Below are 25505 nucleotides of genomic sequence, written 5' to 3' on the forward strand. Positions count from 1 at the left end.
ATCAGCCGCGGGCGTGGGGGGCGAGCAGCATCACCCCTGCGCCCGCGAGACACAGGGCAACGCCGAGCGCGTCCCACCGGTCGGGCGTCTGGCGTTCGACGAGCCAGAGCCAGCCCAGCGAGGCGGCGATGTAGACCCCGCCATATGCGGCATAGGCGCGCCCGGCGAAGGCCACGTCGACGCGGGTGAGGAGCGCGCCGAAGAAGACAAGCAGCACCATTGCGGGCAGGAGCCACAGGGCGCTTCGCCCGAGCCTGAGCCACATCCACAGACAGTAGCAGCCGCCGATCTCGGCCAGCGCGGCCGCGAGGAAGACGGCGTATCCCTTCAGCACCGCACCCATGGCCGGGTCTCAGCGCAGTGCCGCCAGAACCGCGAGCGAAGCGTAACCGTCTGGCACGAGCCCCTGCGCGGCCTGCCAGGCCTGGATGGCGGCGATGGTGTTGGGGCCGATGATCCCGTCAACGCCCCTGGTGTCGAAGCCCGCGGCGGTGAGCCGCTGTTGCAGCTCCACCCGCTCGGCGAAATTCAGCATCCGGTCGCCGCGTGGCCACGGGTGGCGGATGGGGGCGCCGCCGCGCAGGCGGTCGGCCAGATGCCCGACCGCGATGACATAGGCGTCTGCAGTGTTGTAGCGCTCAAGCACGTGGAAGTTGTCGAAGATCATGAAGGCCGGGCCGTGGTGCCCCGCCGGAAGCAGGATGGAAGCTGGCCCGTGCTCGGGGATGCGCCTGCCGCGCGCGTCGCGCACGCCCATCGCCATCCAGGCGGAAACCGGCTTTTTCACCCGCTCGCTTGTGGCCATGTAGTCAAAGCCTTCGGGCAGCCTGACCTCCAACCCCCAGGGCTGACCCTTGCGCCATCCGTTGCCGGCGAGATACGCAGCAGTCGAGGCCAGCGCATCGGTGGGATCGTCGCTCCAGATGTCGCGCCGGCCGTCGCCGTCGAAATCCACCGCGAATCGCAGCCATGCGGCGGGCATGAACTGGGTGTGGCCCATGGCGCCCGCCCAGCTTCCCCTCATCTGCGCAAGGCGCGCCTCGCCCGACTGGAGGATCTTAAGCGCATCGACAAGCTGGGATTCGAAGAAAGCTTGGCGGCGGCCGTCGCAGGCGAGCGTCGCCAGGGCGGTGAAGATGGGCGTGTCGCCGCGCACCGCGCCGTAGCTCGACTCGAGCCCCCATATCGCGGCGACGATTTCCTTTTCCACCCCGTAGCGGCGCTCGATTGCCGCAAGAATCCGGGCGTGGGCCTTGAGCGCGGCCTCTCCGGCGCGGACGCGGGCCGCCGACACGGCACTGTCGAGATAGTCCCAGATCGCGCGGGTGAATTCGCTCTGGTTGCGGTCGCGCTCGACGATTCCGGGGTCATAGCGGGCCGAGGCCATCGCCCGGTCGAACACGGACGGTTGCACGCCCCTGGCGAGGGCGCGGGCGCGGAACGCGTCGCGCCACTTCAGGAAGCCGCCGGAGCAGGACGCCGGCGCGGGCATGCGATGCGGGCGGGTCTCGCGCGGTGCGGTCATGGCGGAGTCTCCGGGGCGGGCTGCGGGGCGGGGGGAAAGCTCCACCGGCGGCGATGTCTGCGCGAGAGCGGCACAGAGCGAGCCGGCCATCGCGACCGGAATGCCCAGAAACTGGAGAAACTGCCGCATGCTGCCTGCCCCGGTGGGTTTTCGACCTTTGTCTGCCGTTGTCCCAAGCCTAGCGCAGCCGTCCACCCGCTTGAAGGGTGTGCACGGCCGAGCCGCCTGCACCGGCGGGAGGCTGCCGCCCGCCTTGACGCGCGGCGACGCTGATGAGCACACTTCGCGCCGAGAGGCGGGCTGCTCCGTGCCCGTGCCCAGCTCGAGGATCGTGCCGCATGTCCATCCGTTTCGCACAGTCCGGCGCCCCGGCCACGCCGCTCCACTACGTCACGGCCGAGGGTTACGACGACTGGCGCGCCGGCCAGCCCGAGCGCGTGTCCGACTGGCTCGCCGCGACCGGTTTCCGCCCCGCGCTGGGCCGCGTCGCGCTGGTTCCCGACGGGGCAGGCGGGGTGGCGCTTGCCGTGGCCGGGCTGGGTTCGACGAGCGAGCGCGCGCGCACGCGATTCGCCGCCGCCGCCGCGCGCGGCAGCCTGCCCGGGGGCGTCTGGCGTATCGCATCGGGCCTTGCCCCGGGGCGGGACATGGAAGAGGCGGCGCTGGGCTGGCTGCTCGACTCCTACCGCTTCGACCGCTACCGCAAGTCACCGGAGGAGGCGGCCGAGCCGGCGCGTCTCGTCGCCCCTGAGGGCGTCGATGCCGCCCGGCTCGAGGCCATCGCCGCGGGCGAGGCGCTCACACGCGATCTCATCAACACGCCGGCCTGCGACATGGGGCCCGAGGAACTCGAAGCGGCCTTCGAGGCGTTGGCCGGCGAGATCGGGGCCGCGATTGCCGTCACCCGCGGCGAGGCGCTTCTTGAGGCGAATTTGCCGATGATCCACGCCGTGGGCCGAGCAGCGGCGCGGGCGCCGCGGCTGATCGACCTGCGGCTTGGAGAACGGGGGCCGAAGCTGACCCTTGTCGGCAAGGGCGTGTGCTTTGACACCGGCGGGCTCAATCTCAAGCCGTCCCAGTCGATGGCGCTGATGAAGAAGGACATGGGCGGCGCGGCCACGGTGGCGGGGCTGGCGAAGATGATCGCCTCGCTTGGCCTGCCGGTGCGGCTGAGGGTGCTGGTGCCAGCGGTGGAGAATGCGGTGTCGGGGGCCTCCTTCCGGCCCGGTGACATCCTGACCTCGCGCAAGGGGTTGACGGTGGAGGTCAACAACACCGATGCCGAAGGCCGCCTCGTCCTCGCCGACGCGCTCGCGCTCGCCGATGAGGAGGCGCCGGATCTGATCGTGTCGATGGCCACGCTCACCGGTGCGGCGCGGGTGGCGGTGGGGCCCGATCTCGTGCCTTTCTTCGCCACTGATGACGCCCTTGCGGCAGCCCTCGCCGAGGCGGGCGCGAAGGTGGCCGACCCGCTCTGGCAGCTGCCGTTCTGGGAGCCTTATGAGAAAATGATCGAGCCGGGCATCGCCGATCTCGACAACGCGCCGAAGGGAGGCTTTGCCGGGGCGATCACGGCGGCGCTCTTCCTGCGCCGCTTCGTCGAGAACGCGCCGCGCTATGCGCATTTCGACATCTACGGCTGGCAGCCTGAGCCCGCCCCCGGCCGACCCAAGGGAGGCGTGGGGCAGGGTGCCCGGGCGCTGCTGGAAGCCCTGCCCGGCGTTCTCGGCCTGTGAGGCGCGACCGCCGCAGCATTCCTGCCAATGAGCGGGTGGTGCATGTCTCCCTTGCCGCGCAGGCGGCGGGCCGGCGCGTGACCGAGGGTGAGCGGCGGCGCATTCGGCTGCCGGTGGTTGACCTGTGCGCGGCGCCCGGCGGGCCGCGCGACAAGCAGATGCTGTTCGGCCACGCCTTCCGCCTGCTTGAGGCGCGCGAGGGTTGGGGTTTCGGCTTCGATGAGGGCGACGGCTACGTTGGCTGGCTGCCGCTCGACGCGCTTGCGCCCGATGTGACGCCCACCCACCGGGTGCGCGTGCGTGCAACCCATCTCTACACCGCCCCCGACATCAAGGCGCGCGAACGCGAGGCGCTGAGTTTCGCCAGCGAACTGGCGGTCGAGGGCGAGGAAGGCGCGTTTTGTGCCATCTCGGGGGGCGGTTTCGTGCCGCGCGCCCATATCGAGCCGCTCGCGGCGCGGGCGGAGGATCCGATTGCCATTGCCGAGATGTTTCTTGGCACGCCCTATCTCTGGGGCGGCAACAGCGCCTTCGGGATCGACTGCTCGGGCCTCGTCCAACTCGCGCTGCGCGCCGCCGGCCAGCCTTGCCCGCGCGACAGTGACCAGCAGGAGGAGACCGTCGGCCGCGCCATTGAGACGCGGGAGGACCTACGCGGCGGCGACCTGGTGTTCTGGAAAGGGCATGTGGGCATGATGGCCGATGAGGCGACGCTCATACACGCCAACGCCCACCACATGGCGGTGGTGCGCGAGCCGCTGGCCGAGGCGCGCGCACGCATCGTTGCGGCAGGCGGCGGGCCGGTCACCTCCTGTCGGCGGCCCTGATCCCTATTCCACGGCGCGTATCAGCTTGCGCTCAAGCACGCTGAGCACCGCGGCAAGGTCGCCGCCGCGCTTGAGAATGCGCCCATCCATCCCGATCACCGCGTACATGCCCTGCCTCAGCCGCAGCTTGGGGCGCTTCTCGATGCGGTAAAGCGGGTGCTCGGCGGCCCGGCGAAAGATGGAGAACACCGCCACATCGCGCAGATGCGAGATGGCATAGTCGCGCCACTCGCCGGCGGCGACCATGCGGCCATAGAGGGTAAGGATCCGGTTTAGCTCCGCCCTGTCGAACGCCACCTGCTCGGGGATACGGGTCGAACCCGAAAGCGGCGTGGGGGTCTGTATCGTCATGGGCGAAACGTGGCGCGATCCCCGAGCGAAATCAAGAATTCCTCGTCCCGCACCGGGCGTTGCCGCCAAGGTTTCACATCGCTGTCGCCTTTTCGCCATTCTCTTCGGTGAGAAGTGAGCCGGTAGCGAGAGGCGGCCGCCGGCGCGCGGTTGTATCAGCCCCCACCGATGCCGGTGCCGGTGCGCCGCCTCTCGATACCCGATGGTCCGGCTTCCTTGCCTATGCCCGCACGGTCGCGCCGTGGCGGGCTTTCGTTTTCCGGCCCGCGGGGCGCCGCCGCGAAATTGCCCCGAAGATTCCTGGCAACCGCCGCCGCCGTTCCGCGAATCCGCCACGCCCGTAGGCGAGAACATTCCCCGTAGCGAGTGAGTGCTTCTCCCCGGCGCGGCGGTTCAACAGCCCCCACCCAAGCCACCGCGTCGGGGACGTCACGCGCCAGAAGACCCGCCGCCCGCCGGCGGGTTTTTCTTTTGCCTCAGGCGAAGCTGCCCTGACAGAACCAGCCCGGACTCGTCGCCGCGCCATGGGCGTAGAAAAGCCACAGCCGCGCGCCTTCGGCCGTCGTTACCCGCCAGTAGTCGCGCACGCCCGAGCGCCACTGGGGATCGTCCAGCCACCATTCGGGCGCGATGCGCTCGGGGCCGATGGCCTCGGCGGTCACGAACTCCCGCCGCCGCCAACGAAAGCGCGCGGGTGGCGCGGGGCCTTCCCCCGCCGTCACCGGTTCGGGCCGCCAGAGGAGAAGCGGGCGCGGCGCCGGCCCCGGCGGCCAGGGAGCGGGCGCAGGCTCCGACCAGGCGGCGGCAAGGCGGGAGAAGCTCTTTTCGGGGATGTGGCTCTCGGCAGGATGCAGGCGGATGATCGCCTCGAGCCCGATGCGCGCGCCGAGCCGGCCGATCAGGTCGTCAAGCGCGGCCTGTTGTCCTGCCCGGCCGATCGCCCGCGCCGCCGTCTCGGCGTGTCCCTGATGCTGGCGGGGGTGGACGGGCTCGGTCACCACCGCCTCGAGGCGCACGGCGTCGATGCCGAAGCCCGCCTCGATGTCGCCGAGCTTCAGCATCAGGAGCGGGCGGATGCGCTCGGGCGCGGCCGTGGGACGGGCGAGCCCCAGCTCGATCACCTGCCGGCCGCCCTCGCAGCCGAAGAGTTCGAGCCGCAGTCGCCGCGCCCCCCGGCCCTTGTCGCGGAGCCGCCGCTCGAGCGCGGGCAGAAGCCGGTCGATGGCGGCCATGATGTCGGCCTCAAGCCCGATCGGCTCGGGCAGCGTCAGCCGCACCGCAAAGCGCGCCTCGGGCCGGGCGGGAGAGACGGGTTCGGGCTCGACCCCCAGCGCCTGATCGAGCCGGCGGATGAGCGTGGGGCCGAACCGGCGGGCAAGCGCGGCCCGTGGCTGACCGGCGAGATCGCCGATGCGCCTGAGCCCGAGCCGGGTGAGCTCGGCCACCGTTTCGGGCTCAAGCCGCAGCGCGGCCACCGGCAGCCCGGCGATCGCCGCCCGCGTGTGGCCCGGCAGTGCGATGCGCGCCTCGCTCCCCCCGGCAGCGCTGGCAGCCGGCGCCGGCCCGCCCCGCTCCCAGTGGCGGCGGCGGGCGGCACGGGCGCGGGTGGCGCGCGCCTCCTGGTCGATGGCATCGCCCGAGCGCAACGCCCCCGCCCTGCGCCCGGCGAATCGGGCCAGCGCCCAGGCCGCGCCCACCGTGTCGGCAATGCCGGCGCGCACCGTCAGCCCGAAGGCGGCGCAATCGGCCTCCACCGCCGCCAGCACGCCCTCCTCGCCGCCGAAGAGATGCGCCGCGCCGGTGATGTCGATGACCAGCCCCGCCGGCGGCTCCTCCCCCACCCAGGGCGAAAACTTCTCCGCCCAGCGCCTGAGCGTTGCGAGAAATGCCGCATCCGCCGCCGGATTGGCGAGCCGCACGACAAGCGCCGGGCACATCGCCTGCGCATCGCGCAGGGGCTGGCCCACCCGCAACCCCGCCGCCTCCGCCTCGGCCGAGAGCGCGGCGACAAGCTGGGCGTTGCCCCGCGTCTCCACCACCGCCAGCGGCCCCGGCGGCAGGCCGCGCTCGCGCCGCAGGAGCCGCTCGGCGGCAAGACGCGGAAACCACAGCGAGAGGATGCGGCGGTGGGGCATGACGGCAGCAATGTTCCATATTTGTTCTCAATCTATCTCGGCCGCGACCGCCGAGTCGAGTCGCGCCGCGCATCCGTGGTTGCAATGGCGCGCGCCTTGCCGGAGGCTCGCACCAAGGACGAACAGGGAGGAGAGACCATGCGCACCCGCGCCGCCGTTGCCCTCGAGCCGGGAAAGCCGCTCGAGATCATGGATGTCAACCTCGAGGGGCCGAAGGCCGGCGAGGTGCTGGTGGAGATCAAGGCCACCGGCATCTGCCACACCGACGAGTTCACGCGCTCGGGCGCAGACCCGGAGGGCATCTTCCCTTCGATCCTCGGCCACGAGGGCGCGGGCGTGGTGCTCGAGGTCGGCGAGGGAGTGAAGTCGGTCAAACCGGGCGATCACGTCATCCCGCTCTACACTCCCGAATGCCGCGAGTGCGAATACTGTCTCAATCCCAAGACCAACCTCTGCCAGGCGATCCGCGCGACGCAAGGCCAGGGGCTGATGCCCGACGGCACTACCCGCTTTTCCATGCTCGATGGCACGCCGATTCGCCACTACATGGGCTGCTCGACCTTCGCCAATCACACCGTCCTGCCCGAGATCGCGGTGGCAAAGGTCCGGCAAGACGCCCCCTTCGACAAGATCTGCTACATCGGCTGCGGGGTGACCACCGGCATCGGCGCGGTGATCAACACCGCCAAGGTCGAGATCGGCAGCCGCTGCGTGGTCTTCGGCCTCGGCGGCATCGGCCTCAACGTCATCCAGGGGCTGCGCCTTGCCGGGGCCGACCAGATCGTGGGCGTTGACATCAACCCTGCCAAGCGGGCGATGGCCGAGCATTTCGGCATGACCGACTTCGTCAACCCGAACGAGGTCGAGGGCGACCTTGTCGCCCATCTCGTCGAACTCACCGGCGGCGGCGCCGACTACAGCTTCGATGCCACCGGCAACGTGCAGGTGATGCGCACCGCGCTCGAATGCGCCCACAAGGGCTGGGGCGAGTCGATCATCATCGGCGTGGCCCCGGCGGGGGCTGAAATCTCCACCCGCCCCTTCCAGCTGGTTACCGGAAGGGTCTGGCGCGGCACCGCCTTCGGTGGCGCGCGCGGGCGTACCGACGTGCCGAAGATCGTGGACTGGTACATGCAGGGCAAGATCGAGATCGACCCGATGATCACCCACACCCTCAGCCTCGAGGAGATCAACAAGGGCTTCGAGCTGATGCACGAAGGCAAGTCGATCCGCGCCGTGGTGGTCTACTGAAATTCCTCTCGCCCTTCGTGGGCTTTGAAAATACCCTGCGGGGGCCGGGGGCAAACCCCACGGTGCCCCCGATTTCCGCGAACCGCAGGAGACTCATGCCCAGCCGCGACCGCCCACTTTACGCCGTCCTGATCGACGCCGACAACATTCCGGCCAAATACGCCGCCGCCATCCTGCGCGAGATCACGTCCTTCGGCGAGCCAGCGCTGAGGCGCGTCTATGGAGACTGGTCCTCGGGTCAGCTCAGGGGCTGGTCGGAGACGGTGCGCGCGCTGGGGCTGGTGGCGCATCAGGAAACCGCCAACACCAAGGGCAAGAACGCCTCCGACATCGGTCTTGTCATCGATGCGATGGACATCCTTCACACCGGGCGTTTCGACGGTTTCGTGCTGGTTTCCTCCGACAGCGACTTCACCGCGCTCGCCAACCGCATCCGCGAGCAGGGGCTCGATGTCATCGGCATCGGGGAGGCGAAGGCGCCGGAGTCACTGCGCAATGTCTGCAACCGCTTCATCCTGATCGAGAACATCGTTGACGACACCGATGCCACGGCCGAGCGTGGCGCGCGCGCCCGCCCGGCGACGGCGAAGAAACCACCGACAGAGGCGATCCCGCTCATCCTCGCGGCGATGGGCAAGATCGAGCAGGATGACGAGTGGTATGCGCTGGGCCAGATCGGGCAGACGATCATGGCCGAGCACCCCGATTTCGACACCCGCACCTACGGCAAGCGCAAGCTCTCGGACCTCGTCCGCGAGCTGCCGCGCTTCGAGATGCGCAAGGAGGGCAACCAGACCCTGATCCGCCGCCGGGACTGAGCCTGAAGCGCGTCGCGCCCTCAACGCACGCCGATCTCGGAGAGCGCCCGCTCGAGCTCGGCCGGCAGCGCGCTCTCGCCGGCCTGCGGCGCGGCCAGGTCGCGCGGCGCCTCCTCGGCCGGCAGGTAGCGCCAGCCTTGAAAGGCCCGGCGCGGCACCGGCTCGGTGCGCACAAGCTCGGGGTCGAGCACGATGCCGCAGCGGCGCACCCCGTCCTCGCCGATGACCTCCTCCAGCCGAAGGATGCGCTGGCGCGCGAGGATCAGCCCGCGGAACACCCAGTAGAGCGAGCCGCCGTCGAGAAGTTCCGCCTGCCGCCGCGGCCACATGCGGGTGACGTGGCGTGGCAGGCCGCCGGGCAGCGCGCGCGCGCGGCGCGCCTGCCATGCGGCGAGCTCCTCCACCGTGTCGGTGCCGACGCAGAGCTTGACGAGGTTGAGGCTGCCCCTTCCCACGCGATCCCCCCAGATCGTGGTGTTGCGGCGTCATCCTGACGCCATCAGTTGCGCGAGGCAAGCGGGAGGCGTATCTTTTGCCTTCCTCTCCCATCGCATGAGGATCCCGCGATGACCCGTTTTGCCGCGCCCATCGCCGAAGCCATCTGGGACATGAAGTACCGCTTCAAGGCGCCCGACGGCACGCCCATCGACAAGACCGTCGAGGACAGCTGGCGGCGCGTGGCGCGCGCCGTCGCGTCGGTCGAGGACGACCCCAGCTATTGGGAAGATCGCTTCTACGCGGCGCTCGAGGATTTCCGCTTCCTGCCGGCGGGGCGCATCCTCGCCGGGGCCGGCACCGGGCGGCAGGTGACGTTGTTCAACTGCTTCGTGATGGGGCTGATCCCCGACTCGATGGAGGGGATCTTCGAGAACCTCAAGGAAGCGGCGCTGACCATGCAGCAGGGCGGCGGCATCGGCTATGACTTCTCCACCATCCGCCCGAAGGGCGCGCCGGTGCGCCGGGTGGGGGCGGATGCCTCCGGCCCGCTGAGCTTCATGGACGTGTGGGACGCGATGTGTCGCACGGTGATGTCGGCGGGCTCCCGGCGCGGCGCGATGATGGGCTGCATGCGCTGCGACCACCCCGACATCGAGGAGTTCATCGCCGCCAAGTCCGACCCGGCGCGGCTGCGAAACTTCAACCTCAGCGTGCTGGTGACCGACGCCTTCATGGAGGCCGTGAAGGCCGACGGACCGTGGGATCTGGTCTTTGACGGCAAGGTCTGGCGCACCGTCCGGGCGCGCGATCTGTGGAACAGGATCATGCGCGCCACCTACGACTATGCCGAGCCCGGCGTGATCTTCATCGACCGCATCAATGCCGAGAACAACCTCTATTACTGCGAGACGATCTCGGCCACGAACCCCTGCGGCGAGCAGCCGCTGCCACCCTACGGCGCCTGCCTTCTGGGCTCGGTCAATCTCGCCCGGCTGGTGCGCGACCCGTTCGAGCCTTCGGCCCGGCTCGATTTCGACGAGCTGGAAGAGCTGGTGCGCACCGGCGTGCGGCTCATGGATAATGTCATTGACGTGTCGCTCTTTCCGCTGCCGCAGCAGTGGGAGGAGGCGCGCGCCAAGCGCCGCATCGGGCTCGGCGTCACCGGGCTTGCCGATGCGCTCTTGATGCTCGGCATCACCTACGGCTCGGCCGAGGCGGTGGCCGCGACCGAGGACTGGATGCACCGCATCGCCCGCACCGCCTATCTCACAAGCGCCGAGCTTGCCGCCGAGAAGGGCGCCTTTCCGCTCTTCGATCGTGAGAAATACCTCGCCGCGCCGATGCTGATGAAGATGGACGAGGAAGTGCGCGCGGCTGTGGCCAGGAACGGCATCCGCAACGCGCTTCTGACCTCGATCGCTCCTACCGGCACGATCAGCCTTTATGCCGGCAACGTCTCGAGCGGCATCGAGCCGGTCTTCGCCTACACCTACAAGCGCAAGGTGCTCCAGCCCGACGGCTCGCGCATCGAGGAGGAGGTGGTGGACTACGCCGTGCAGCTCTGGCGCGAGAAGCATGGCGACAAGGAGCTTCCCGAGCATTTCGTCGATGTCTCCACCCTGACCCCGCAGGCGCACATCCGCATGCAGGCGGCGGCGCAGAAATGGGTCGATGCCTCGATCTCCAAGACCATCAACGTGCCCGAGGACATCCCCTTCGACGCCTTCAAGGACGTCTATCTCGAGGCCTATGCCGAGGGCTGCAAGGGCTGCACCACCTACCGGCCGAACCCGGTGACGGGCGCGGTGCTGAGCGTGGGCGAGAAGGAGAAGAAGCCCGAAGTCGTCGCGAAAGGAGAGGGCGAGCCCGCCCAGCCGCATGGCGATGTCGTCTACATCTCCGAGCCGCTCGACCGGCCGCAGGAGCTTCAGGGCACGACCTACAAGCTCAAGTGGCCGGGCAGCGAGCACGCGCTCTACATCACCATCAACGACATCGTCGTGAACGGCCGCCGACGGCCCTTCGAGATCTTCATCAATTCCAAGAACATGGAGCATTTCGCCTGGACGGTGGCGCTCACCCGGATGATCTCGGCGGTGTTCCGCCGCGGCGGCGATGTCTCCTTCGTGGTGGAGGAACTCAAGGCCGTATTCGACCCGCGCGGCGGCGCGTGGATGGAGGGGCGCTACGTGCCCTCGATCCTGGCCGCGATCGGCGGGGTGATCGAGCGCCATCTGATCGAGATCGGCTTCATCGAGGGCGAGGGGCTGGGGCTCAAGATCGACCCGAGTGCTCGCGTGGTGCCGCTCGAGGAGCCGCCGCGCGGCCCGGTCTGCGCGGCCTGCGGCAGCTTCGATCAGCGCATGATCGAGGGCTGCCTGACCTGCATGGATTGCGGATATTCGAAATGCGGTTGACGCTGGCTGCGGGTGCTTGTGGCGGGCTTGCCACGGCACCTTCGCCCGCCATCCACTGACCCATGGTACAGACGGCGCCGCTCTGCTAGAAGACGCGCACCGGTGGGGGGCCGGCAGCGAAGAGGTTGAGATGATCCGGTTTCTGCGTGCCCTCCCAGCCGTGGCCTGTCTTCTCTTGGCAGTTCCATCCATCGCGCCCGCCCAGGACGGGCGGCAGACGCTTGGTTTCGGGCGTCTGTTCAACAATGACGGGCTGGGCGATGGCCGCGACCGGTGGCGCACGGGATCATACACCGTCAGCTGGCTGCGCGGGCGCGAGCCCTGGTCCGGCGCATTGCCGGAAAGCATGGGCGAGGTTCTCGAGTACCGTTTCCGTGGCGAAATCATCGCGCCGGCAAATCTTGCAAGCCCTGCGCCCGGCGACCGCCGCTATGTCGGCGCGCTGAGCGTCGGTCTTCACAGCCATTTCGAACGCGGGCGAACGCGGTTTTCCCTGGGCGGGGATCTCGTCGCAACGGGGCCGATGACCGGACTCGGCGGGTTTCAGGAATTCGTGCATGATCTGTTCGGCATGTCTTCGCCGGCGCCGGCGCTTGCCAATCAGATCCCGAACGCGTTTCACCCGACCGCCACCGCCTCCGTCACGCGCGAGATCGGCATGGCCGGCGGTGCCGTGCGCCTCATGCCCTTCGTCGAGGGGCAGGTTGGCGTGGAGACACTGGTGCGTGCCGGCGCCGACCTGAAAATCGGCAGGGCCGGCTCTGGCGGGCTGTGGCTGCGCGACGTCGTGACCGGCCAGCAGTATCACGCGGCTCCCGGCGCGCAGGGGCTGAGCCTGACGCTTGGCGGCGACATCGCCCATGTCGCCTCCTCCGCCTATCTGCCGGCAGGCGAGCCGGCAGTGCCCGAACCCACGCGGACCCGCCTGCGCGCAGGTCTCACCTGGCAAGGCGAGCGCAGCACCCTCTTTTATGGTGTCACCTGGCTCGGCAAGGAATTTCAGGGCCAGCCCGAGGGGCAGGTTGTGGGGTCATTGTCGCTGAAGTTCCGGTTCTGAAAACTTTCCGAAAGGGAAGGATTCCCAGACTGTTTCCGATCTGCTAACCTGTCATCCACAAAACAAGAACAGACACGAGCAGGCAGGAAAGAGCAGGCATGACGACGGGCTATCGCGGCACGTTCGTCATCTCCTGGGCACAGACCGAGATCGACGGGTTGGCCGGCGCGCCAGCCAGTGCTCTCGTGACGGGCGCCAATTGGCGCTGGCGCGGGCGCGCGGTGCGGGTTGACGGGCCCGACAGGCCGCTGGTTCTCACGGGTGCCGAGGAGGTGGGTTAGCTTCGCCGTCACGCCGCGCGCGGCGTGGCAAGGCGCATGGGCGCGGTTCTGCCGATGGCGCGGCGCCGGGGGAAGGGCGACGCCGCGGTGACCCAAGGGGCGCGCGACGAAACCGACGCCCCGCTTCTCGACCGGGGCTTCGCGGTGACCGACGGCAGGCGGCGCTGGATCGCGACGCTGATCGAGCTGCCCGAGGCGTCGCCGCTTCTCATGTTTCTGGACGAGATGCCGCCTGAAGGGCGCGACCTGTGGGTGTGCCAGCTGATGCTGGCCGATGGCGTGCTCAGACGCGTTGCGCCCGAAGCCTCCGCGGTGATCTGTTTCACGCCCGACACGCTCATTGCCACGCCGGAAGGGGCGCTGCCGGCGGGCCTTCTGGATGAGGGTGACCTGGTGCTGACGCGCGACAGCGGGCCGCAGCCGGTGCTCTGGGTGGGCCGACGGCGGATCAGCGGGGCGCGGCTGCAGGCACAGCCCGAGCTGCGGCCGGTGCGTCTGCGGGCCGGCGCGCTCAGCGACAGTAGCGGCGGCATCGGCCAGGAGGGGGAGGTGCCGGAGCGCGATCTTCTGGTCTCGCCCGATCATCGCATCCTGCTGCGCGGCGCGCGGGCGCGCGCGCTTTTCAACGAAGATGAGGTTCTCGTGCGGGCACGTGACCTGATCGACGACCGGCGCGTCACCGTTGACCGGAGCAGCCGGGAGGTCATTTACGTCCATCTGCTTCTGGAGCGGCATCAGATCGTCTGGGCCAACGGTGTCGAGACGGAAAGCTTCCACCCCGCCGGCATGCCGCTTTCGGCGATCGACGAGGCCCAGCGCTCGGAGCTCTTCACGCGCGTGCCCGAGCTTGCGCGGGATCCTTTCGCCTATGGCGACTTCGCCCGCAGGCCGCTCGACGCCGCCGAGGCGGCGATCATGCTGCATGCCCCGCCGGCGCTGCACTGAACGTCATGGGCTGTTGACAGCCTCGCTCCGACCTCTATAAGCGCGCTCTCTGGCGGGGCTTCGCGGCCCGGCCGGAACTCTGGTGTTGGTGGCCCCCGCAAGGGGATGCCTGTCGGCCGCAAGGCAGAGGACAACGCCCTTCATCGCCGGAAGGGGACACCCTGACGGCAGGAAACTAGTGAAGGAGATCAGCCGTGACCAAGCGCACGTCTGCCAAGTACAAGATCGACCGCCGGATGGGCGAGAACATCTGGGGTCGCGCGAAATCCCCGGTCAACCGCCGCGAATACGGACCCGGCCAGCATGGCCAGCGCCGCAAGGGCAAGATGTCTGACTTCGGGCTTCAGCTGCGCGCCAAGCAGAAGCTGAAGGGCTACTACGGCGACATCACCGAAAAGCAGTTCCGCCGCATCTATGCCGAGGCCGAGCGGCGCCGCGGCGACACCGGCGAGCTTCTCATCGGCCTGCTCGAGCGTCGTCTTGACGCCGTGGTCTACCGCGCCAAGTTCGTGCCGACGATCTTTGCCGCCCGCCAGTTCGTCAACCACGGCCATGTCATGGTCAACGGCCGTCGCGTCAACATCCCCTCCTACCGCGTGAAGGAGGGCGACGTGATCGAGGTGCGCGACCGGGCCAAGCAGATGGCGCTGGTGCTCGAGGCGGTGCAGTCGCCCGAGCGTGACGTGCCCGAATATCTCGAGGTCGACCACTCCAAGATGCGCGCCACCTTCCTGCGGACGCCGGGGCTTGCGGATGTGCCCTATCCGGTGATGATGGAGCCGAACCTCGTCGTGGAATTCTACGCCAAGAACTGACACCGGGTTCGCGACCGGCACCAAGGGCCGCGCGCGGACATCCGGGCGCGGCCCTTCTTCTTGCTCGAGATCGGAGGATATGGCGATGACAGGCAAGACCCGCACGGAAGAGAGGTTCGAGCGACTGCTTTTTGCCTCGCGCTGGATTCTGGCGCCGGTCTATCTGGGCCTTGCGCTCCTGCTCGTGCTGCTTCTCGTCGTCTTTCTGCGCGATCTTCTCCGCTATCTGCCGAAGGCGCTGTCGCTTCCGTATCAGGATGCGATCCTCGTCACGCTCACGCTCATCGACATCGCCCTTGTCGCGAACCTCGTGGTGATCGTCATATTCTCCGGCTACGAAAACTTTGTCTCGAAGTTCGACCTCGGCGGGCGGGAAGACAGACCGACGTGGATGGGCAAGATCGATTTCTCGGGGCTCAAGATCAAGCTCATCGGTTCGATCGTGGCGATCTCCGGCATCGACCTGCTCAAGCGGTTCATGGAGATCGGGCGCACCGAGACGAGCATTTCCTGGGAAGGGCTCAGGTGGCTCATCACGCTGCATCTCGTGTTCGTCGTCTCCGGCGTCTTGCTTGCCGCCATGGACTGGCTGAAGGAAAGGGCAACGTCGAACCACTAGCCGGAGCCTGTCGTCACCACCTCCGCCGCGCCCGCGCGCATGCGGCGCACCAGCGAGTTTTCCGTCCATGACCGACATACGACCCCAGCCGGGAATTCTCGATATCGCGCTTTACGAAGGGGGGGAGTCGGCGCTTCCTGGTGTCCCCCCCGAGCGAGTGCTCAAGCTTTCCTCCAACGAAAACCCCTTCGGCCCGAGCCCCAAGGCGATCGAGGCCTATCAGGCCTGCGCGAGCAGCCTGCACCGCTACCCTTCCTCCGACCACCGCGCCTTGCGCGCGGCGATCGGCGAGGTGCATGGGCTGGACCCCGATCGGATCATCTGCGGCGCGGGGTCTGACGAGATCATCAGCCTTCTGTGTCAGGCCTATGCCGGCCCCGGCGACGAGGTGATCCACACCGAGCACGGCTTTGCCATGTATCGCATCTCGGCGCTGGCGGCGGGGGCGACGCCGGTTGAGGTGCGCGAGCGCGAGCGCGTCACGGATGTGGAGGCGATCCTCGCTGCCGCCAATGAACGCACGCGGCTTGTCTTCATCGCCAACCCCAACAACCCCACGGGCACCATGATCGGCGGCAATGCGCTGGCCCGCCTGGCCGACGGCCTTCCCGAACATGCGCTTCTGGTGCTCGATGGCGCCTATGCCGAATTCGTCGAGGATTATGACGGTGGCGCGGCGCTGGTGGAGGCGCGCGACAATGTGGTGATGACGCGCACCTTCTCCAAGATATACGGCCTTGGCGGGCTGCGCGTGGGCTGGGGATATGCGCCGCGCGCGGTGATCGACGTGCTCAACCGTGTTCGCGGGCCGTTCAATGTCTCCGGCCCGGCGCTCGCGGCGGCGGAGGCGGCAGTCCGCGACCGCGACTATACCGCCCGTTGCGCGGCCGAAAACCGCCGGCTTCGCGCCATGCTCGCCGAAGGGCTCGCGCGGCTCGGCGTGCCTTCAGATACCAGCCAGGCAAATTTCGTGCTCGCCCGCTTCCCGAGCGCCGCGGAGGCCGAGGCCTGCGACGCCTGGCTGCGGCGGGAGGGAATCATCGTGCGCCGCGTGGCGGGCTACGGCCTGCCGGAGGCGCTGCGCATCACCGTGGGCGATGAAGAGGCCGTGCGGCGGGTGATTGCCGCGGTCAGGGATTTCAGGGAAGCGACCGCATGAGAGAGGATTACAAGCGCGTCGCGCTGATCGGGCTCGGGCTCATCGCCTCGTCGATGGCCCATGCCATGCGACGCGCGGGCATGAAGAGCGAGATCGTCGGCACCGCCCGCACCGAGAAGACGCGCGAGGAAGCGCGCCAGATCGGCTTTTGCCACCGGGTGGTGGAGACGGCGGCCGAGGCCGTCCAGGGCGCCGATCTGGTGGTGCTCGCCGTTCCGGTCGGCGCGATGGGGCAGGTGGCGCGCGAGATCGGGCCGGAGCTTGCGCCCGGCGCCACCGTCACCGACGTGGGATCGGTGAAGCGTCACGTGATCCGCGCGGTCAAGCCGCATCTGCCCGATACGGTGCACTTCATTCCCGGCCACCCTCTGGCCGGCACCGAGCACTCCGGCCCCGCGGCCGGCTTCGCCGAACTCTTCGACAACCGCTGGTGCCTGCTCGTGCCCGACGAGGAAACCGACGCCGAGGCACTCGCCCGGCTCACGGCCTACTGGCAGGCGCTCGGCAGCAATGTCGAGACGATGGACGCCGACCATCACGATCTGGTGCTCGCCGTCACGAGCCACGCGCCGCATCTCATCGCCTACACGATGGTTGGCGTGGCCGACGACCTCGAGCGTGTCACCGACAGCGAGGTGATCAAGTTCTCGGCCGCCGGCTTTCGCGACTTCACCCGCATCGCGGCTTCCGACCCGACGATGTGGCGCGACGTGTTCCTGACCAACAAGGACGCCACGCTCGAGATCCTCGGGCGCTTCACCGAAGAGCTGTTCGCGCTGCAACGGGCCATCCGCACGGGTGACGGCGAGATGCTTTTCGATTACTTTACCCGCACGCGGGCGATCCGGCGCGGCATCATCGAAGCCGGGCAGGACACACCGGCACCGGATTTCGGGCGGATCAGGAAAACGTGAGTCGGGCGGTACTTTCGGGTCTCTTGCTGGCCGCGCTGCTTGCGCCGGCCGTCCCCGCGACCGGGGATGCCAGCGCGCCCGAAAGCTCGCTCTTTCCGCATGTAAGGCCCTCTGCGCCAGCCGCGCTGCGCGAGGTGCGCGCGTCGGGCAGCCCGCTGGCAGCGCCCGTCGTGGCAGTCTCGCCGCGGCCGCCTTCGCGGCCCGAGGACGTGATCGCCCGCCGGGTTGCCGCGGCGGTGCGCCTTCTGCCGCTGCGCACGGGCAGCGCGCCGGTGCCCGACCCGGCGGAGCGGGCGCAGGTGGTGCTCGCGGCGTCGGGGGCTGCGGTGCGGCTTTCGCCGCGCCCCGAGCCGCGCCCCGACGGGATTGGAAGGGCGCGTGTCCTGCGGGCCAGCGCCGTCGCCCAGAGAACTCCGGCCCCGCTTGTCACCGGGAAGAGCGGCCCGATCTGCGGCGATCGGGCAATTCGCGGCGAGACGCTGGCCCCGATCAAGGGCCGGCTTCAGGCCTGCGGCGTGGCCAGGCCCGTGCGCGTGACCGAGGTCGCGGGCGTGCCGCTGACGCAAGGCGCGATCATGGATTGCACCACCGCCAAGGCGCTCAAGAGCTGGGTTCAGGGCAGCGTCAAGCCAACCGTGGGGCGGCTGGGGGGCGGCGTCGCCTCGATCAGGGTGATCGCGAGCTACTCCTGCCGCACGCGCAACAGCAGGCCTGGCGCCAAGATCTCCGAGCATGGCAAGGGCAGGGCGGTGGACATTTCGGCCATCAATCTGAAGAACGGTGTCTCGCTGACCGTGCTGAAGGGGTGGCGCGACCAGTTTCAGGGGCCGCTTCTGCGCCGCATGCATGCCGGTGCCTGCGGCCCCTTCGGGACGGTTCTCGGTCCCGATGCCGACCGCTACCATCAGGATCACCTTCATCTCGACACCGCGCGCCATCGCAGCGGCCCCTATTGCCGCTGACCCGCGCCAAGCGGCCGCGCCTCATGGGAGCGTGGCCAGGCGCAGCGGGCCGAGCCAGAGCGCGCCGCCACGAATGTCGAACATGAGCGTCGGGTCGCTCTCGGTCAGGCTTTTCAGGAGTGCCAGGTCGCGCCCCGCCATGATCCCCGTTGCGCCAAGCAGCGCCAGAGCCGCGGGCCAATTGTCGGACGACAGCGCCACCTCGCCGACGAGCCCTCCGGTGGCGTCGCGCTCCACCTGTCCGCTGGCGTCAAGCCGCAGGGGCCCCCAGCGCAGATAGGCCGAGGTAATCTCGATGGCGCGCACACGCGGGGGCGCCCCGGCGAGCGCCGCTCCGTCAAGCGGGCGGTCGAGTGTCGCGGTCATCTCCACATGCAGCGTGCCGGACGGTGACGGCATGGGCATCGCCGGGGCGGAAACGGAGAGATCGGTCACCTCCAGCGCCAGATCGCGGGCAAGCGGCCGTGCCGCGCCGGGGCGCGTGGCGAGGCGCAGCGTGCCGGCCGCAGCACGCAGGCCGCGCGCGCTCTCGACCCGCGGGGACTTTGCCACCATCACGACCCGATCGAGCTCGGGGCTGGCCTTGGGAATGAAGGTGATGCTGGCCCGCATGTCGTCAGTGCTCACGGAAAGCTGCTCGCCGGCGACCGTGAGCAGCTGCTCTCCGGGCCAGACGATGATCTGGTGATGCGGCCTGTAGCTCAGGGCGAAGATCTGCAGGAACGGGGCCGACCAGCTCACGCCATGCCCGGGCCACTCGATGCGCGGCCGGCTGATCTGAAAGTCGATGCGGTTGGGAAAGCCGGCGAGGGCGATTCCCTCGTGATGGACGCGCCAGCCCGTTTCTCCGGCCTCGGAGCGTGCCTCGAGCCAGTTTGTGAGCGCCGCCTCCGCCGCCCGGCTGGCCACGAACCACCAGCCACCCCAGGCGATGGCCGCAGCCAGCACAAGCCCGAACAGAATCCGCATTGCCGCCCCTTCTCATCGCCGCTGCAAGGTGCATATAGGCCGGTGATGGACTGGGCCAGCGTCATTACACCCGAAGCCGAGCAGCTCGAGCCCCTGTGGGTCTTCGGCTATGGCTCGCTGATGTGGAATCCGGGGTTTTCCCCGGCCGAGCGCGCGGTCGCCGAGCTCTCGGGCTATGCGCGCGGCTTCTGCATGCGTTCGATTCACCACCGCGGAACGCCCGAGCGGCCGGGGCTGGTGCTTGCGCTCGACGAGAAGCCGGGCGCGCGTTGCCACGGCCTGGCCTTTCGCGTGCCGGAGGCGGAGCGCGCGCGGGTGCTCGAGGAGCTCAGGGCGCGCGAGCTCATCTCCTCGGCCTATCTCGAGCGGGTGATGCCCGTACGCCTTGCCGACGGGCGCGAGGTGAAAGCGGTGGTCTATGTGATCGACCGCAACCATGTGCAGTACTGCGGCGGCCTGCCGCTCGAGGAACAGGCGCGCATCATTGCCCGTGCGCGGGGCGGGCGCGGACCCAACACCGAATACCTTTTCAACACCGCCGCGCATCTGGAAGAACTGGGCATCGAGGACAAGGAGCTGACCTGGCTCGCGGCGCGCGTTCGGGCGATCGCGGCGGTGTGATCTGCCGCGATATTGCGTGTTGGCAGTTTCCCGGTTCCACCCTATCTTGGTGGGCCAGATGACCGGGCCAGGACACGTCCAGATGGACCAGCCGGATCGCGAGGCCGAGCCGTATTTCTCCCAGCCTGTTCGCCAGCTTCTCATGATGCTGGTGGCGCTCGGCCTTGTGCTTGCGGGCGCCTATGTCGCCTGGCCGCGGGTTTCATCCGTCTTTCTTGCCAACCCCTGGCTCAACGGAGCCATCGCAGTGGTGTTCGTGATCGGCGTGCTCGCCTGTTTCTGGCAGGTCTACCAGCAGGTGGCATCGGTCAGGTGGATCGTCGGTTTCGCCGCCAACCGCCCCGGTCACGACCAGATCAAGCCGCCCAGGCTTCTGGCCTCGATGGCGGCGCTCATGCGCACGCGCGGCCCGCATCGGCACATATCGCCGAGCTCGGCGCGCTCCATTCTCGACTCGGTGGCGAGCCGCATCGACGAGGTGCGCGACATCACGCGCTACATTGTCAACCTTCTGATCTTCCTCGGCCTTCTCGGCACCTTCTTCGGGCTTGCAACAACGGTGCCCGCGGTGGTGGAGACGATCCGCTCGCTCGCGCCGCAGGGAGACGAGAGCGGGCTTGAAATCTTCAACCGCCTGATGGGCGGCCTCGAGAAACAGCTCGGCGGCATGGGCATCGCCTTTTCGTCCTCGCTTCTGGGCCTTGCGGGCTCGCTCGTGGTGGGATTGCTCGAGCTTATCGCCGGTCACGGTCAGAACCGTTTCTATCGCGAACTCGAGGAGTGGCTTTCGTCGATCACGCGACTGGGCTTTGCCAGTGACGGGGACGGCACGGGCAGCGATATCGGCATCGTCTCGGCGGTGCTCGACCACATGGCCGAGCAGATCGAGGCCATGCGCGGCATGTTCGCGCAGGCCGACGCATCGCGCGCGGCACTCGAGGAGCGTATCTCGGGGCTCGCCGGCGCCATCGAGGGGCTGACGGCGAAGCTCGATGCCGACCCCGCCGCCACGGGCGCGGCCCTCGGGCGCGTCGCCGCCGCGCAAGAGCGGCTGACCGAGGTGCTGGAGGCCACGGCCGCGGGCGCTCATGTCGATGCCGAAAGCCGCATGCGTCTGCGCTCGATCGACGTGCAGCTTCTGCGCATCCTCGAGGAGATGTCTGCCGGACGCCAGGAGATTGCCGCGGAACTGCGCGCCGACCTTGCCGCACTCACACGGGCGGTGCGGGAGCTTGCCGAAGCCCAGAGCCGTGCGGCGGCCGGTGGCGACGGCGGAGCCGATCGCGCGTCGGTCGGCGCGAACAGGGGCTAGGTCGTGGGGCTGAACCGGCGCGCCGTCAATCGCGTCTCCGGCAACATCTGGCCGGGTTTTGTCGATGCGATGACGGGGCTTCTGCTGGTCCTGTTCTTTGTGCTGACGATCTTCATGGTTGTGCAGTTCGTCCTGCGCGAAGAAATCATCGGCCGCGACTCCGAGCTTGACCAGCTGCATGCCGAGCTTGCCGAACTTTCGCGCGCGCTCGGCCTCGAGCAGCAGCGCGCCTTCACGCTGGAACAGGATGTCGAGGCATTGCGCGCGGCGCTGTCCGACGCGCGGGCCGAAGGTGCCGCTCAGGCCGAATTGATCGGCCGTCTGCGCCAGACGATCGCTGCAGGCGAGGCGAGGATCGCGGATCAGGCCGCGCGCATCGCGAGCTTCGAGGAACAGGTCGCCTCGCTGCTGGCCGAGCGCGACAGCGCGCGTGCCGAGGGTGCGGCTCTTGCCGCCGACCTTGAAGCGCTGAAGGGAGAAAATGCCCGCCGTCTGGACGAACGCGAGGCGTTGCAGCTGGCGCTGGCCAAGGCCCGCGAGGAGATCGACGCCCAGGCGGAGGCGGCGCGTCTTGCTGCGGCCCGCCGCGAGGCGCTCGAGGCGCTGATTGCCGATCTGCGCAACCGGCTCGAGGCGCGTGAGGCGTCGCTGGCCGAGACGCTTGCGGCGCTGGACGCGGCCAAGGGCGCGAACGAGGAGGCCAACGCGCGCCTTGCCGCATTGCAGGCCGCCCTGACCGCCGAGCGCTCGGCGCGTCAGAACGTGGCCGGCGACAACGTCTCGCTGCGTGAGCAGATCCTTTCCCTGCAGGCGGCCCTCGCGGAGGAAACCGAGAGCCGGGAGGATCTCACCGCCCAGCTGATGGCGCTGAGCCAGAGGCTCGCGGCCACCGAGGCCGAGCTGAAGGAGACCGCCGCCGCGCGCGATGCCGGAGCCGCCGCCCGGGAGGAACTCAGCGCCCGTCTTGCGGAGCTCGAGGCGCGCCTCGCGCAGTCCGAGCTGCGGCGCGAGGAGCTGAGCGAGCGTCTGGCGCGCTTGCAGGAGCTGCTGACCGCGGCCGAGGCCGCGCGCCAAGGGCTTGAAGGCGATGCCGCCGCGATGCGGGCGGATATCGTCCGGCTGCAGGCGGAACTGTCGCGGGAGATCGCAGCCCGCGACGCCGCGCGCGCCGAGGCGTCGCGCCTTCAAGGCGCGCTTGCGACCGCCGAACAGAAGGCCGAAGCGCTTCGCCAGTCGCTCGGTGCGGCGACAGCGAGCGCCGAGGAAAGGCTGGCGATGCTCGAGTCGCTGCGCGCGGCGCTGGCCGAGAGCGAGGAGGCGCGCAACAGGGCCAATTCGCAGGCCGAAGCGCTGAGGGGCGAGCTTGAGCGTGCCCGCGCCGAGCTTCAGGCGGCGTCACGCGCGAGCGAAGCCGCTGAGGCCAAGGCGGCAGAACTGCAGGCGCAGGTGATGCGGCTTCGGGAAGCGCTTGATGCCGATGAGGCGGCGCGGCTTGCCGAACAGGCGGCGCTCGAGGCTCTGCGCCGCCAGCTCGAGGAAACCGAAACGCGCCTTTCCGAGCAGGAGGCGGCAAGGCTCGCCAGCGAGGCGGCGGCGGTGGCGTTGCGCCGCCAGCTCGAGGGGCTCGCCGACCGGCTCGCCGAGGAAGAGGCCGAAAGGCTCGTTCTCCAGGCCACCATCGAGTCGCTGCGCCGGGAGCTTGAGGATGCGCGGAGCACGCTCAGCGAGGAGGAACAGGCGCGCCTCGCCGAGGCGGCGACGGTCGAATCGCTGCGCCGCCAGCTGGAGGAGACGGGCGCCGCGCTGTCGCAGGCCGAAGCGGCCGAACTCGCCCAGCGTGCCGCCGTCGAGAACCTGCGCCGAAGGCTCGAGGAATTGCAGGCGCGGCTTGACGCCGGCGAGGCCGAGCGCGTGGCCGCCGAGGCCGCGCTTGAAGACTTGCGCCGCAAGCTGGAGGAAGCAGGCGCAAGGATCGACGAGGCCGAGGCGGCGCGCCTTGCCGAGGCCGCGGCGGCCGAGGAGCTTCGCAAGCGTCTCGAAAGTGCTCAGCAGGAGCTTTCGGAGCGCGAGCGCGACCTTCTGGCCGAACGCGCCGCAGCCGAGGCGTTGCGGCAAAGGCTGGCCGAGCGCGAGGCGCGGCTGTCGGAGGAGGAGAAGGCCCGTCTTGCCGAGGCTGCGGCGGCGGAGCGGCTGCGCAGGGAGCTGGCCAACGCGCAGGACGAGCTTGCCGCGATGACGCTGGTTCTGGAGGAGGAGCGCAGACGGGCGGAGGAGACGCTCACGCTGCTGGCGGCCGCCCGGGAGGCGCAGAAGGATCTGACCGAGCGCCTGCAGGCGGCGCTGGCGGCGAAGCAGGAGGCGGAAGCGGCGACCGATGCGCGCGACGATCAGATCGCCGCTCTGAAGGCCGAGCTCGAGGCGCTGCGCGCCGAGATCGACGACGAGCAGGAGTTGCGCAACCGGTTGGCGGCGGCGCTGGCCGCGCGCGAGCGTTTTGAGGAGGCCGCGAGCCGCGCCCGCGATCAGGCCAGCGAAAGGGCGCGGCTGCTGGAGCTCGCCGAGGACGAGCTGTCGCGGAAGAATGCCGAACTTCTCGAGGGGCAGCGCAAGATGGAGGCGCTCCGCCAGGAGGTGGCGGCGCTGCGGGCGCAGCTTGGCAGCCTTCAGGCATTGCTCGACGAGGCCGCCGAGCGCGAGAAGGCGGCGCAGGTGCGGATCGAAACGCTCGGTCAGCAGCTCAACATGGCGCTGGCACGCGCAGCGGCCGAGGAGCGCCGGCGCGCCCAACTCGAGGCTGCCGAGGCCGAGCGACTCCGGCGCGAAAAGGAACAGCTCGAGCAGCAGCTTGAAACCTACCGCTCGGAGTTCTTCGGTGAGCTGCGCAAGGTGCTCGGTGGTGTCGAGGGCGTGGAGATCGTCGGCGACCGCTTCGTGTTCTCCTCGCAGGTGCTGTTCCCGTCCGGGTCGGCGGACCTCACCGAGGAGGGCAAGCGGCAGATCGCCAAGGTGGTGGAGATCCTTGACCGCGTGAAGGATCGCATTCCCGACTCCATCGACTGGGTTCTTCGGGTTGACGGCCACACGGACCGCCGGCCGCTGGCGCCGGGTGCGCGCTTCCGCGACAACTGGGAACTCAGCCAGGCCCGCGCAGCTTCGGTGGTGCGCTACATGGTCGACGAGCTTGGCTTTGATCCGCACCGCCTGGCCGCCGCCGGCTTCGGAGAATATCAGCCCATCGACCCGGCCGATACTGAAGAGGCATACGCCCGCAACCGCCGCATCGAGCTGAAGTTGACCGAGCGTTGACGCCGCTCAGCGCACGGCCACGGCGGCCTCCATGCGGTCGATGACCTGATTGCCGCGCCAGAGCGCGGCGGTGCCGCGGTAGCTGCCTGCGGCCCAGCCCTGCGGCGGGGCGCGTCGCCCGCTGGCGCGAAACAGGCGCGCCTGGGTGCGGTCGAGCGCGAAGGACTGCACCACGAGCGTCTGGCCCTCCGGTCCGGTCAGGGAGAGCTCCAGCCGGTCGCCCGCGCGCACCCCGAAGAGGTGAACCCAGAAGACCAGCGCGGGGGCTCTTGCGGCAAGCGAAGCGGCGGCGGCCGTACCTTCCTTGATCTCCATGAATTCCGGCACGCGGTCGGCAAAACCCGCGCTCACGAAGCCGCCCGGCCGATAGGGGAAGGGCTCCAGCCACAGGCTCGGCGTGGCCCCCTCGGGCGGCGCGCAACGATCGGGGCTGAAGGCGCCGGGGCGGAATGGATCGACCGGCGCCCCGTCGTGGCGAAGCGATATGTGCAGGTGCGGAAACTCCGCCCGCCCGCTCATGCCCACGCGGCCGATCGTATCGCCGGCGGCGACGCGATCCCCCGCTCGCACGGCAACGCTGCCATTGGCGAGATGGCAATACTGCGTCTCCCACCCTTCGCCATGGTCGATCACCACGCCGTTGCCGCAGGCCCGGTCCGAAGGCACGTGCAACGCCTCTGCCGGGTCGTGACTGTCCGCCATTCCGTCGCGCGTCGCGCGCACCAGTCCGGCGGCGGCGGCGCGCACGGCGACGCCGCGGCGCATCGCCGCCAGGTCCGGCAGGGCGATGTCGGTGCCGCGGTGACCGTCATAGCCGAGCGGACCGCAGGCGAAATCGAGAAAGCCCGGCCCGGGATCGCGGTCGACGTAATTCTGAACGAAACAGTCCTTCCCGAGCGTGCAGTCGACGGGAAAGGCGAGCCGGGGCGGCGGCGCCTCGGGGGCGGCCGGTGTCTGGGCGGCAATGGGCGCTGCGAACAGAAAGGGCGCCGCCGCGAGCGCGGCGACGCCTGTGACAATGCCGGTCCGGGGCACGTCGCCCCCGCG

General features: G+C 69.4%; 23 protein-coding genes. 16 read left to right on the forward strand and 7 right to left on the reverse strand.

The genetic code is table 11. The annotated features are described in order from the left end of the window. Nucleotide 1 precedes the first annotated feature (1 nt). Together BLQ14_RS02160 and BLQ14_RS02165 are read right to left on the reverse strand one after the other, a co-directional pair. A complete protein-coding gene (locus BLQ14_RS02160; RefSeq protein WP_092497705.1) occupies nt 2-343 on the reverse strand; it encodes a YnfA family protein in 342 nt (113 codons plus the stop codon). A 9-nt stretch (nt 344-352) separates the two neighbouring features. Beyond that, a complete protein-coding gene (locus tag BLQ14_RS02165; RefSeq protein WP_092497707.1) occupies nt 353-1654 on the reverse strand; it encodes a lytic murein transglycosylase in 1302 nt (433 codons plus the stop codon). 209 nt (nt 1655-1863) lie between these two features. Here BLQ14_RS02165 and BLQ14_RS02170 point away from each other — a divergent pair, with 209 nt between their 5' ends. Together BLQ14_RS02170 and BLQ14_RS02175 are read left to right on the forward strand one after the other, a co-directional pair. Then, nucleotides 1864-3261 (forward strand): leucyl aminopeptidase family protein, encoded by a 1398-nt coding sequence (locus BLQ14_RS02170; protein WP_092497709.1) that lies wholly within the window; start codon nt 1864-1866, stop codon nt 3259-3261. Nucleotides 3262-3299: 38 nt separating this feature from the next. Further along, the gene (locus BLQ14_RS02175) at nt 3300-4088 is read left to right on the forward strand and encodes a C40 family peptidase (protein WP_342670221.1); all 789 of its coding nucleotides are present in this window, start codon (nt 3300-3302) and stop codon (nt 4086-4088) included. Nucleotides 4089-4091: 3 nt separating this feature from the next. On the opposite strand, the gene BLQ14_RS02180 is transcribed toward BLQ14_RS02175, so the two are convergent. Both BLQ14_RS02180 and BLQ14_RS02185 read right to left on the reverse strand, forming a co-directional pair. Then, the gene (locus tag BLQ14_RS02180; RefSeq protein WP_092497711.1) at nt 4092-4439 is read right to left on the reverse strand and encodes a DUF2794 domain-containing protein; all 348 of its coding nucleotides are present in this window, start codon (nt 4437-4439) and stop codon (nt 4092-4094) included. Nucleotides 4440-4915: 476 nt separating this feature from the next. Further along, nucleotides 4916-6574, reverse strand: a complete 1659-nt coding sequence (locus tag BLQ14_RS02185) for a Y-family DNA polymerase (RefSeq protein ID WP_092497713.1) — start codon at nt 6572-6574, stop codon at nt 4916-4918. A gap of 138 nt (nt 6575-6712) precedes the next feature. On the opposite strand from BLQ14_RS02185, the gene BLQ14_RS02190 reads away from it, so the two are divergent. Both BLQ14_RS02190 and BLQ14_RS02195 read left to right on the forward strand, forming a co-directional pair. Next, the gene (locus tag BLQ14_RS02190) at nt 6713-7825 is read left to right on the forward strand and encodes an S-(hydroxymethyl)glutathione dehydrogenase/class III alcohol dehydrogenase (protein ID WP_092497715.1); all 1113 of its coding nucleotides are present in this window, start codon (nt 6713-6715) and stop codon (nt 7823-7825) included. Nucleotides 7826-7920: 95 nt separating this feature from the next. Beyond that, the gene (locus tag BLQ14_RS02195) at nt 7921-8643 is read left to right on the forward strand and encodes an NYN domain-containing protein (protein ID WP_092497717.1); all 723 of its coding nucleotides are present in this window, start codon (nt 7921-7923) and stop codon (nt 8641-8643) included. A 20-nt stretch (nt 8644-8663) separates the two neighbouring features. Here the strand turns inward: BLQ14_RS02195 and BLQ14_RS02200 are convergent, their stop codons facing one another. Beyond that, nucleotides 8664-9098, reverse strand: a complete 435-nt coding sequence (locus tag BLQ14_RS02200; protein WP_092497719.1) for a DUF1489 family protein — start codon at nt 9096-9098, stop codon at nt 8664-8666. Between the two features lie 111 nt (nt 9099-9209). Between BLQ14_RS02200 and BLQ14_RS02205 the strand changes: the two genes are divergently transcribed. The 9 genes from BLQ14_RS02205 (at nt 9210) to BLQ14_RS02240 (ending at nt 18250) form a co-directional block, all read left to right on the forward strand. Beyond that, a complete protein-coding gene (locus BLQ14_RS02205) occupies nt 9210-11498 on the forward strand; it encodes an adenosylcobalamin-dependent ribonucleoside-diphosphate reductase (RefSeq protein ID WP_092497721.1) in 2289 nt (762 codons plus the stop codon). Between the two features lie 130 nt (nt 11499-11628). Further along, nucleotides 11629-12555 carry a lipid A-modifier LpxR family protein gene (locus BLQ14_RS02210; RefSeq protein ID WP_092497723.1) on the forward strand — a complete coding sequence of 309 codons (927 nt, stop codon included), beginning with the start codon at nt 11629-11631 and terminating at the stop codon, nt 12553-12555. 98 nt (nt 12556-12653) lie between these two features. After that, the gene (locus BLQ14_RS15655) at nt 12654-12836 is read left to right on the forward strand and encodes a hypothetical protein (RefSeq protein ID WP_342670222.1); all 183 of its coding nucleotides are present in this window, start codon (nt 12654-12656) and stop codon (nt 12834-12836) included. Nucleotides 12837-12872: 36 nt separating this feature from the next. Then, on the forward strand, nt 12873-13781 hold the full coding sequence (locus BLQ14_RS02215; protein WP_342670223.1) for a Hint domain-containing protein: 909 nt from the start codon (nt 12873-12875) through the stop codon (nt 13779-13781). Nucleotides 13782-13975: 194 nt separating this feature from the next. Then, nucleotides 13976-14596, forward strand: coding sequence for a 30S ribosomal protein S4 (gene rpsD, locus BLQ14_RS02220; RefSeq protein WP_092497725.1), 621 nt, complete (start codon nt 13976-13978; stop codon nt 14594-14596). An 85-nt stretch (nt 14597-14681) separates the two neighbouring features. Further along, entirely contained in the window at nt 14682-15215 is a 534-nt protein-coding gene (locus tag BLQ14_RS02225; RefSeq protein ID WP_092497727.1) for a TIGR00645 family protein, read from the forward strand. A 67-nt stretch (nt 15216-15282) separates the two neighbouring features. Further along, the gene (gene hisC / locus BLQ14_RS02230) at nt 15283-16374 is read left to right on the forward strand and encodes a histidinol-phosphate transaminase (protein ID WP_092497729.1); all 1092 of its coding nucleotides are present in this window, start codon (nt 15283-15285) and stop codon (nt 16372-16374) included. Further along, nucleotides 16371-17288: a prephenate/arogenate dehydrogenase family protein gene (locus tag BLQ14_RS02235; RefSeq protein WP_092497731.1), complete on the forward strand. Its 918-nt coding sequence runs from the start codon at nt 16371-16373 to the stop codon at nt 17286-17288. The genes hisC and BLQ14_RS02235 overlap by 4 nt, the downstream gene beginning before the upstream one ends. Continuing rightward, nucleotides 17285-18250 (forward strand): extensin-like domain-containing protein, encoded by a 966-nt coding sequence (locus tag BLQ14_RS02240; RefSeq protein WP_092497733.1) that lies wholly within the window; start codon nt 17285-17287, stop codon nt 18248-18250. The genes BLQ14_RS02235 and BLQ14_RS02240 overlap by 4 nt, the downstream gene beginning before the upstream one ends. Before the next feature lie 21 nt (nt 18251-18271). Here BLQ14_RS02240 and BLQ14_RS02245 read toward each other — a convergent pair whose 3' ends face one another. Next, nucleotides 18272-19219 (reverse strand): DUF2125 domain-containing protein, encoded by a 948-nt coding sequence (locus BLQ14_RS02245; RefSeq protein WP_092497735.1) that lies wholly within the window; start codon nt 19217-19219, stop codon nt 18272-18274. Nucleotides 19220-19264: 45 nt separating this feature from the next. Between BLQ14_RS02245 and BLQ14_RS02250 the strand changes: the two genes are divergently transcribed. The 3 genes from BLQ14_RS02250 (at nt 19265) to BLQ14_RS02260 (ending at nt 24458) form a co-directional block, all read left to right on the forward strand. After that, nucleotides 19265-19840, forward strand: a complete 576-nt coding sequence (locus tag BLQ14_RS02250) for a gamma-glutamylcyclotransferase (RefSeq protein ID WP_245656854.1) — start codon at nt 19265-19267, stop codon at nt 19838-19840. A gap of 82 nt (nt 19841-19922) precedes the next feature. Beyond that, nucleotides 19923-21152: a biopolymer transporter ExbB gene (locus BLQ14_RS02255; RefSeq protein ID WP_092497737.1), complete on the forward strand. Its 1230-nt coding sequence runs from the start codon at nt 19923-19925 to the stop codon at nt 21150-21152. A gap of 3 nt (nt 21153-21155) precedes the next feature. Further along, nucleotides 21156-24458, forward strand: a complete 3303-nt coding sequence (locus BLQ14_RS02260) for a peptidoglycan -binding protein (RefSeq protein ID WP_092497739.1) — start codon at nt 21156-21158, stop codon at nt 24456-24458. A 6-nt stretch (nt 24459-24464) separates the two neighbouring features. Here BLQ14_RS02260 and BLQ14_RS02265 read toward each other — a convergent pair whose 3' ends face one another. Further along, nucleotides 24465-25493, reverse strand: coding sequence for a M23 family metallopeptidase (locus BLQ14_RS02265; RefSeq protein ID WP_245656856.1), 1029 nt, complete (start codon nt 25491-25493; stop codon nt 24465-24467). Nucleotides 25494-25505 lie beyond the last annotated feature (12 nt).

Origin of the sequence: Meinhardsimonia xiamenensis (assembly GCF_900102905.1) — a bacterium.
In the GTDB taxonomy this organism is placed as follows: Bacteria; Pseudomonadota; Alphaproteobacteria; order Rhodobacterales; family Rhodobacteraceae; genus Meinhardsimonia; species Meinhardsimonia xiamenensis.

Bases quoted from the DNA above. Each gene is read 5' to 3' on its own strand.
- BLQ14_RS02165 (WP_092497707.1), bottom strand. From the start codon at position 1,654: ATGCGGCAGTTTCTCCAGTTTCTGGGCATTCCGGTCGCGATGGCCGGC.
- BLQ14_RS02245 (WP_092497735.1), bottom strand. From the start codon at position 19,219: ATGCGGATTCTGTTCGGGCTTGTGCTGGCTGCGGCCATCGCCTGGGGT.
- BLQ14_RS02215 (WP_342670223.1), top strand. From the start codon at position 12,873: ATGGGCGCGGTTCTGCCGATGGCGCGGCGCCGGGGGAAGGGCGACGCC.
- BLQ14_RS02225 (WP_092497727.1), top strand. From the start codon at position 14,682: ATGACAGGCAAGACCCGCACGGAAGAGAGGTTCGAGCGACTGCTTTTT.
- BLQ14_RS02210 (WP_092497723.1), top strand. From the start codon at position 11,629: ATGATCCGGTTTCTGCGTGCCCTCCCAGCCGTGGCCTGTCTTCTCTTG.
- BLQ14_RS15655 (WP_342670222.1), top strand. From the start codon at position 12,654: ATGACGACGGGCTATCGCGGCACGTTCGTCATCTCCTGGGCACAGACC.
- BLQ14_RS02250 (WP_245656854.1), top strand. From the start codon at position 19,265: ATGGACTGGGCCAGCGTCATTACACCCGAAGCCGAGCAGCTCGAGCCC.
- BLQ14_RS02195 (WP_092497717.1), top strand. From the start codon at position 7,921: ATGCCCAGCCGCGACCGCCCACTTTACGCCGTCCTGATCGACGCCGAC.
- BLQ14_RS02170 (WP_092497709.1), top strand. From the start codon at position 1,864: ATGTCCATCCGTTTCGCACAGTCCGGCGCCCCGGCCACGCCGCTCCAC.
- BLQ14_RS02255 (WP_092497737.1), top strand. From the start codon at position 19,923: ATGGACCAGCCGGATCGCGAGGCCGAGCCGTATTTCTCCCAGCCTGTT.
- BLQ14_RS02235 (WP_092497731.1), top strand. From the start codon at position 16,371: ATGAGAGAGGATTACAAGCGCGTCGCGCTGATCGGGCTCGGGCTCATC.
- hisC (WP_092497729.1), top strand. From the start codon at position 15,283: ATGACCGACATACGACCCCAGCCGGGAATTCTCGATATCGCGCTTTAC.
- BLQ14_RS02190 (WP_092497715.1), top strand. From the start codon at position 6,713: ATGCGCACCCGCGCCGCCGTTGCCCTCGAGCCGGGAAAGCCGCTCGAG.
- BLQ14_RS02180 (WP_092497711.1), bottom strand. From the start codon at position 4,439: ATGACGATACAGACCCCCACGCCGCTTTCGGGTTCGACCCGTATCCCC.
- BLQ14_RS02185 (WP_092497713.1), bottom strand. From the start codon at position 6,574: ATGCCCCACCGCCGCATCCTCTCGCTGTGGTTTCCGCGTCTTGCCGCC.
- BLQ14_RS02205 (WP_092497721.1), top strand. From the start codon at position 9,210: ATGACCCGTTTTGCCGCGCCCATCGCCGAAGCCATCTGGGACATGAAG.
- BLQ14_RS02160 (WP_092497705.1), bottom strand. From the start codon at position 343: ATGGGTGCGGTGCTGAAGGGATACGCCGTCTTCCTCGCGGCCGCGCTG.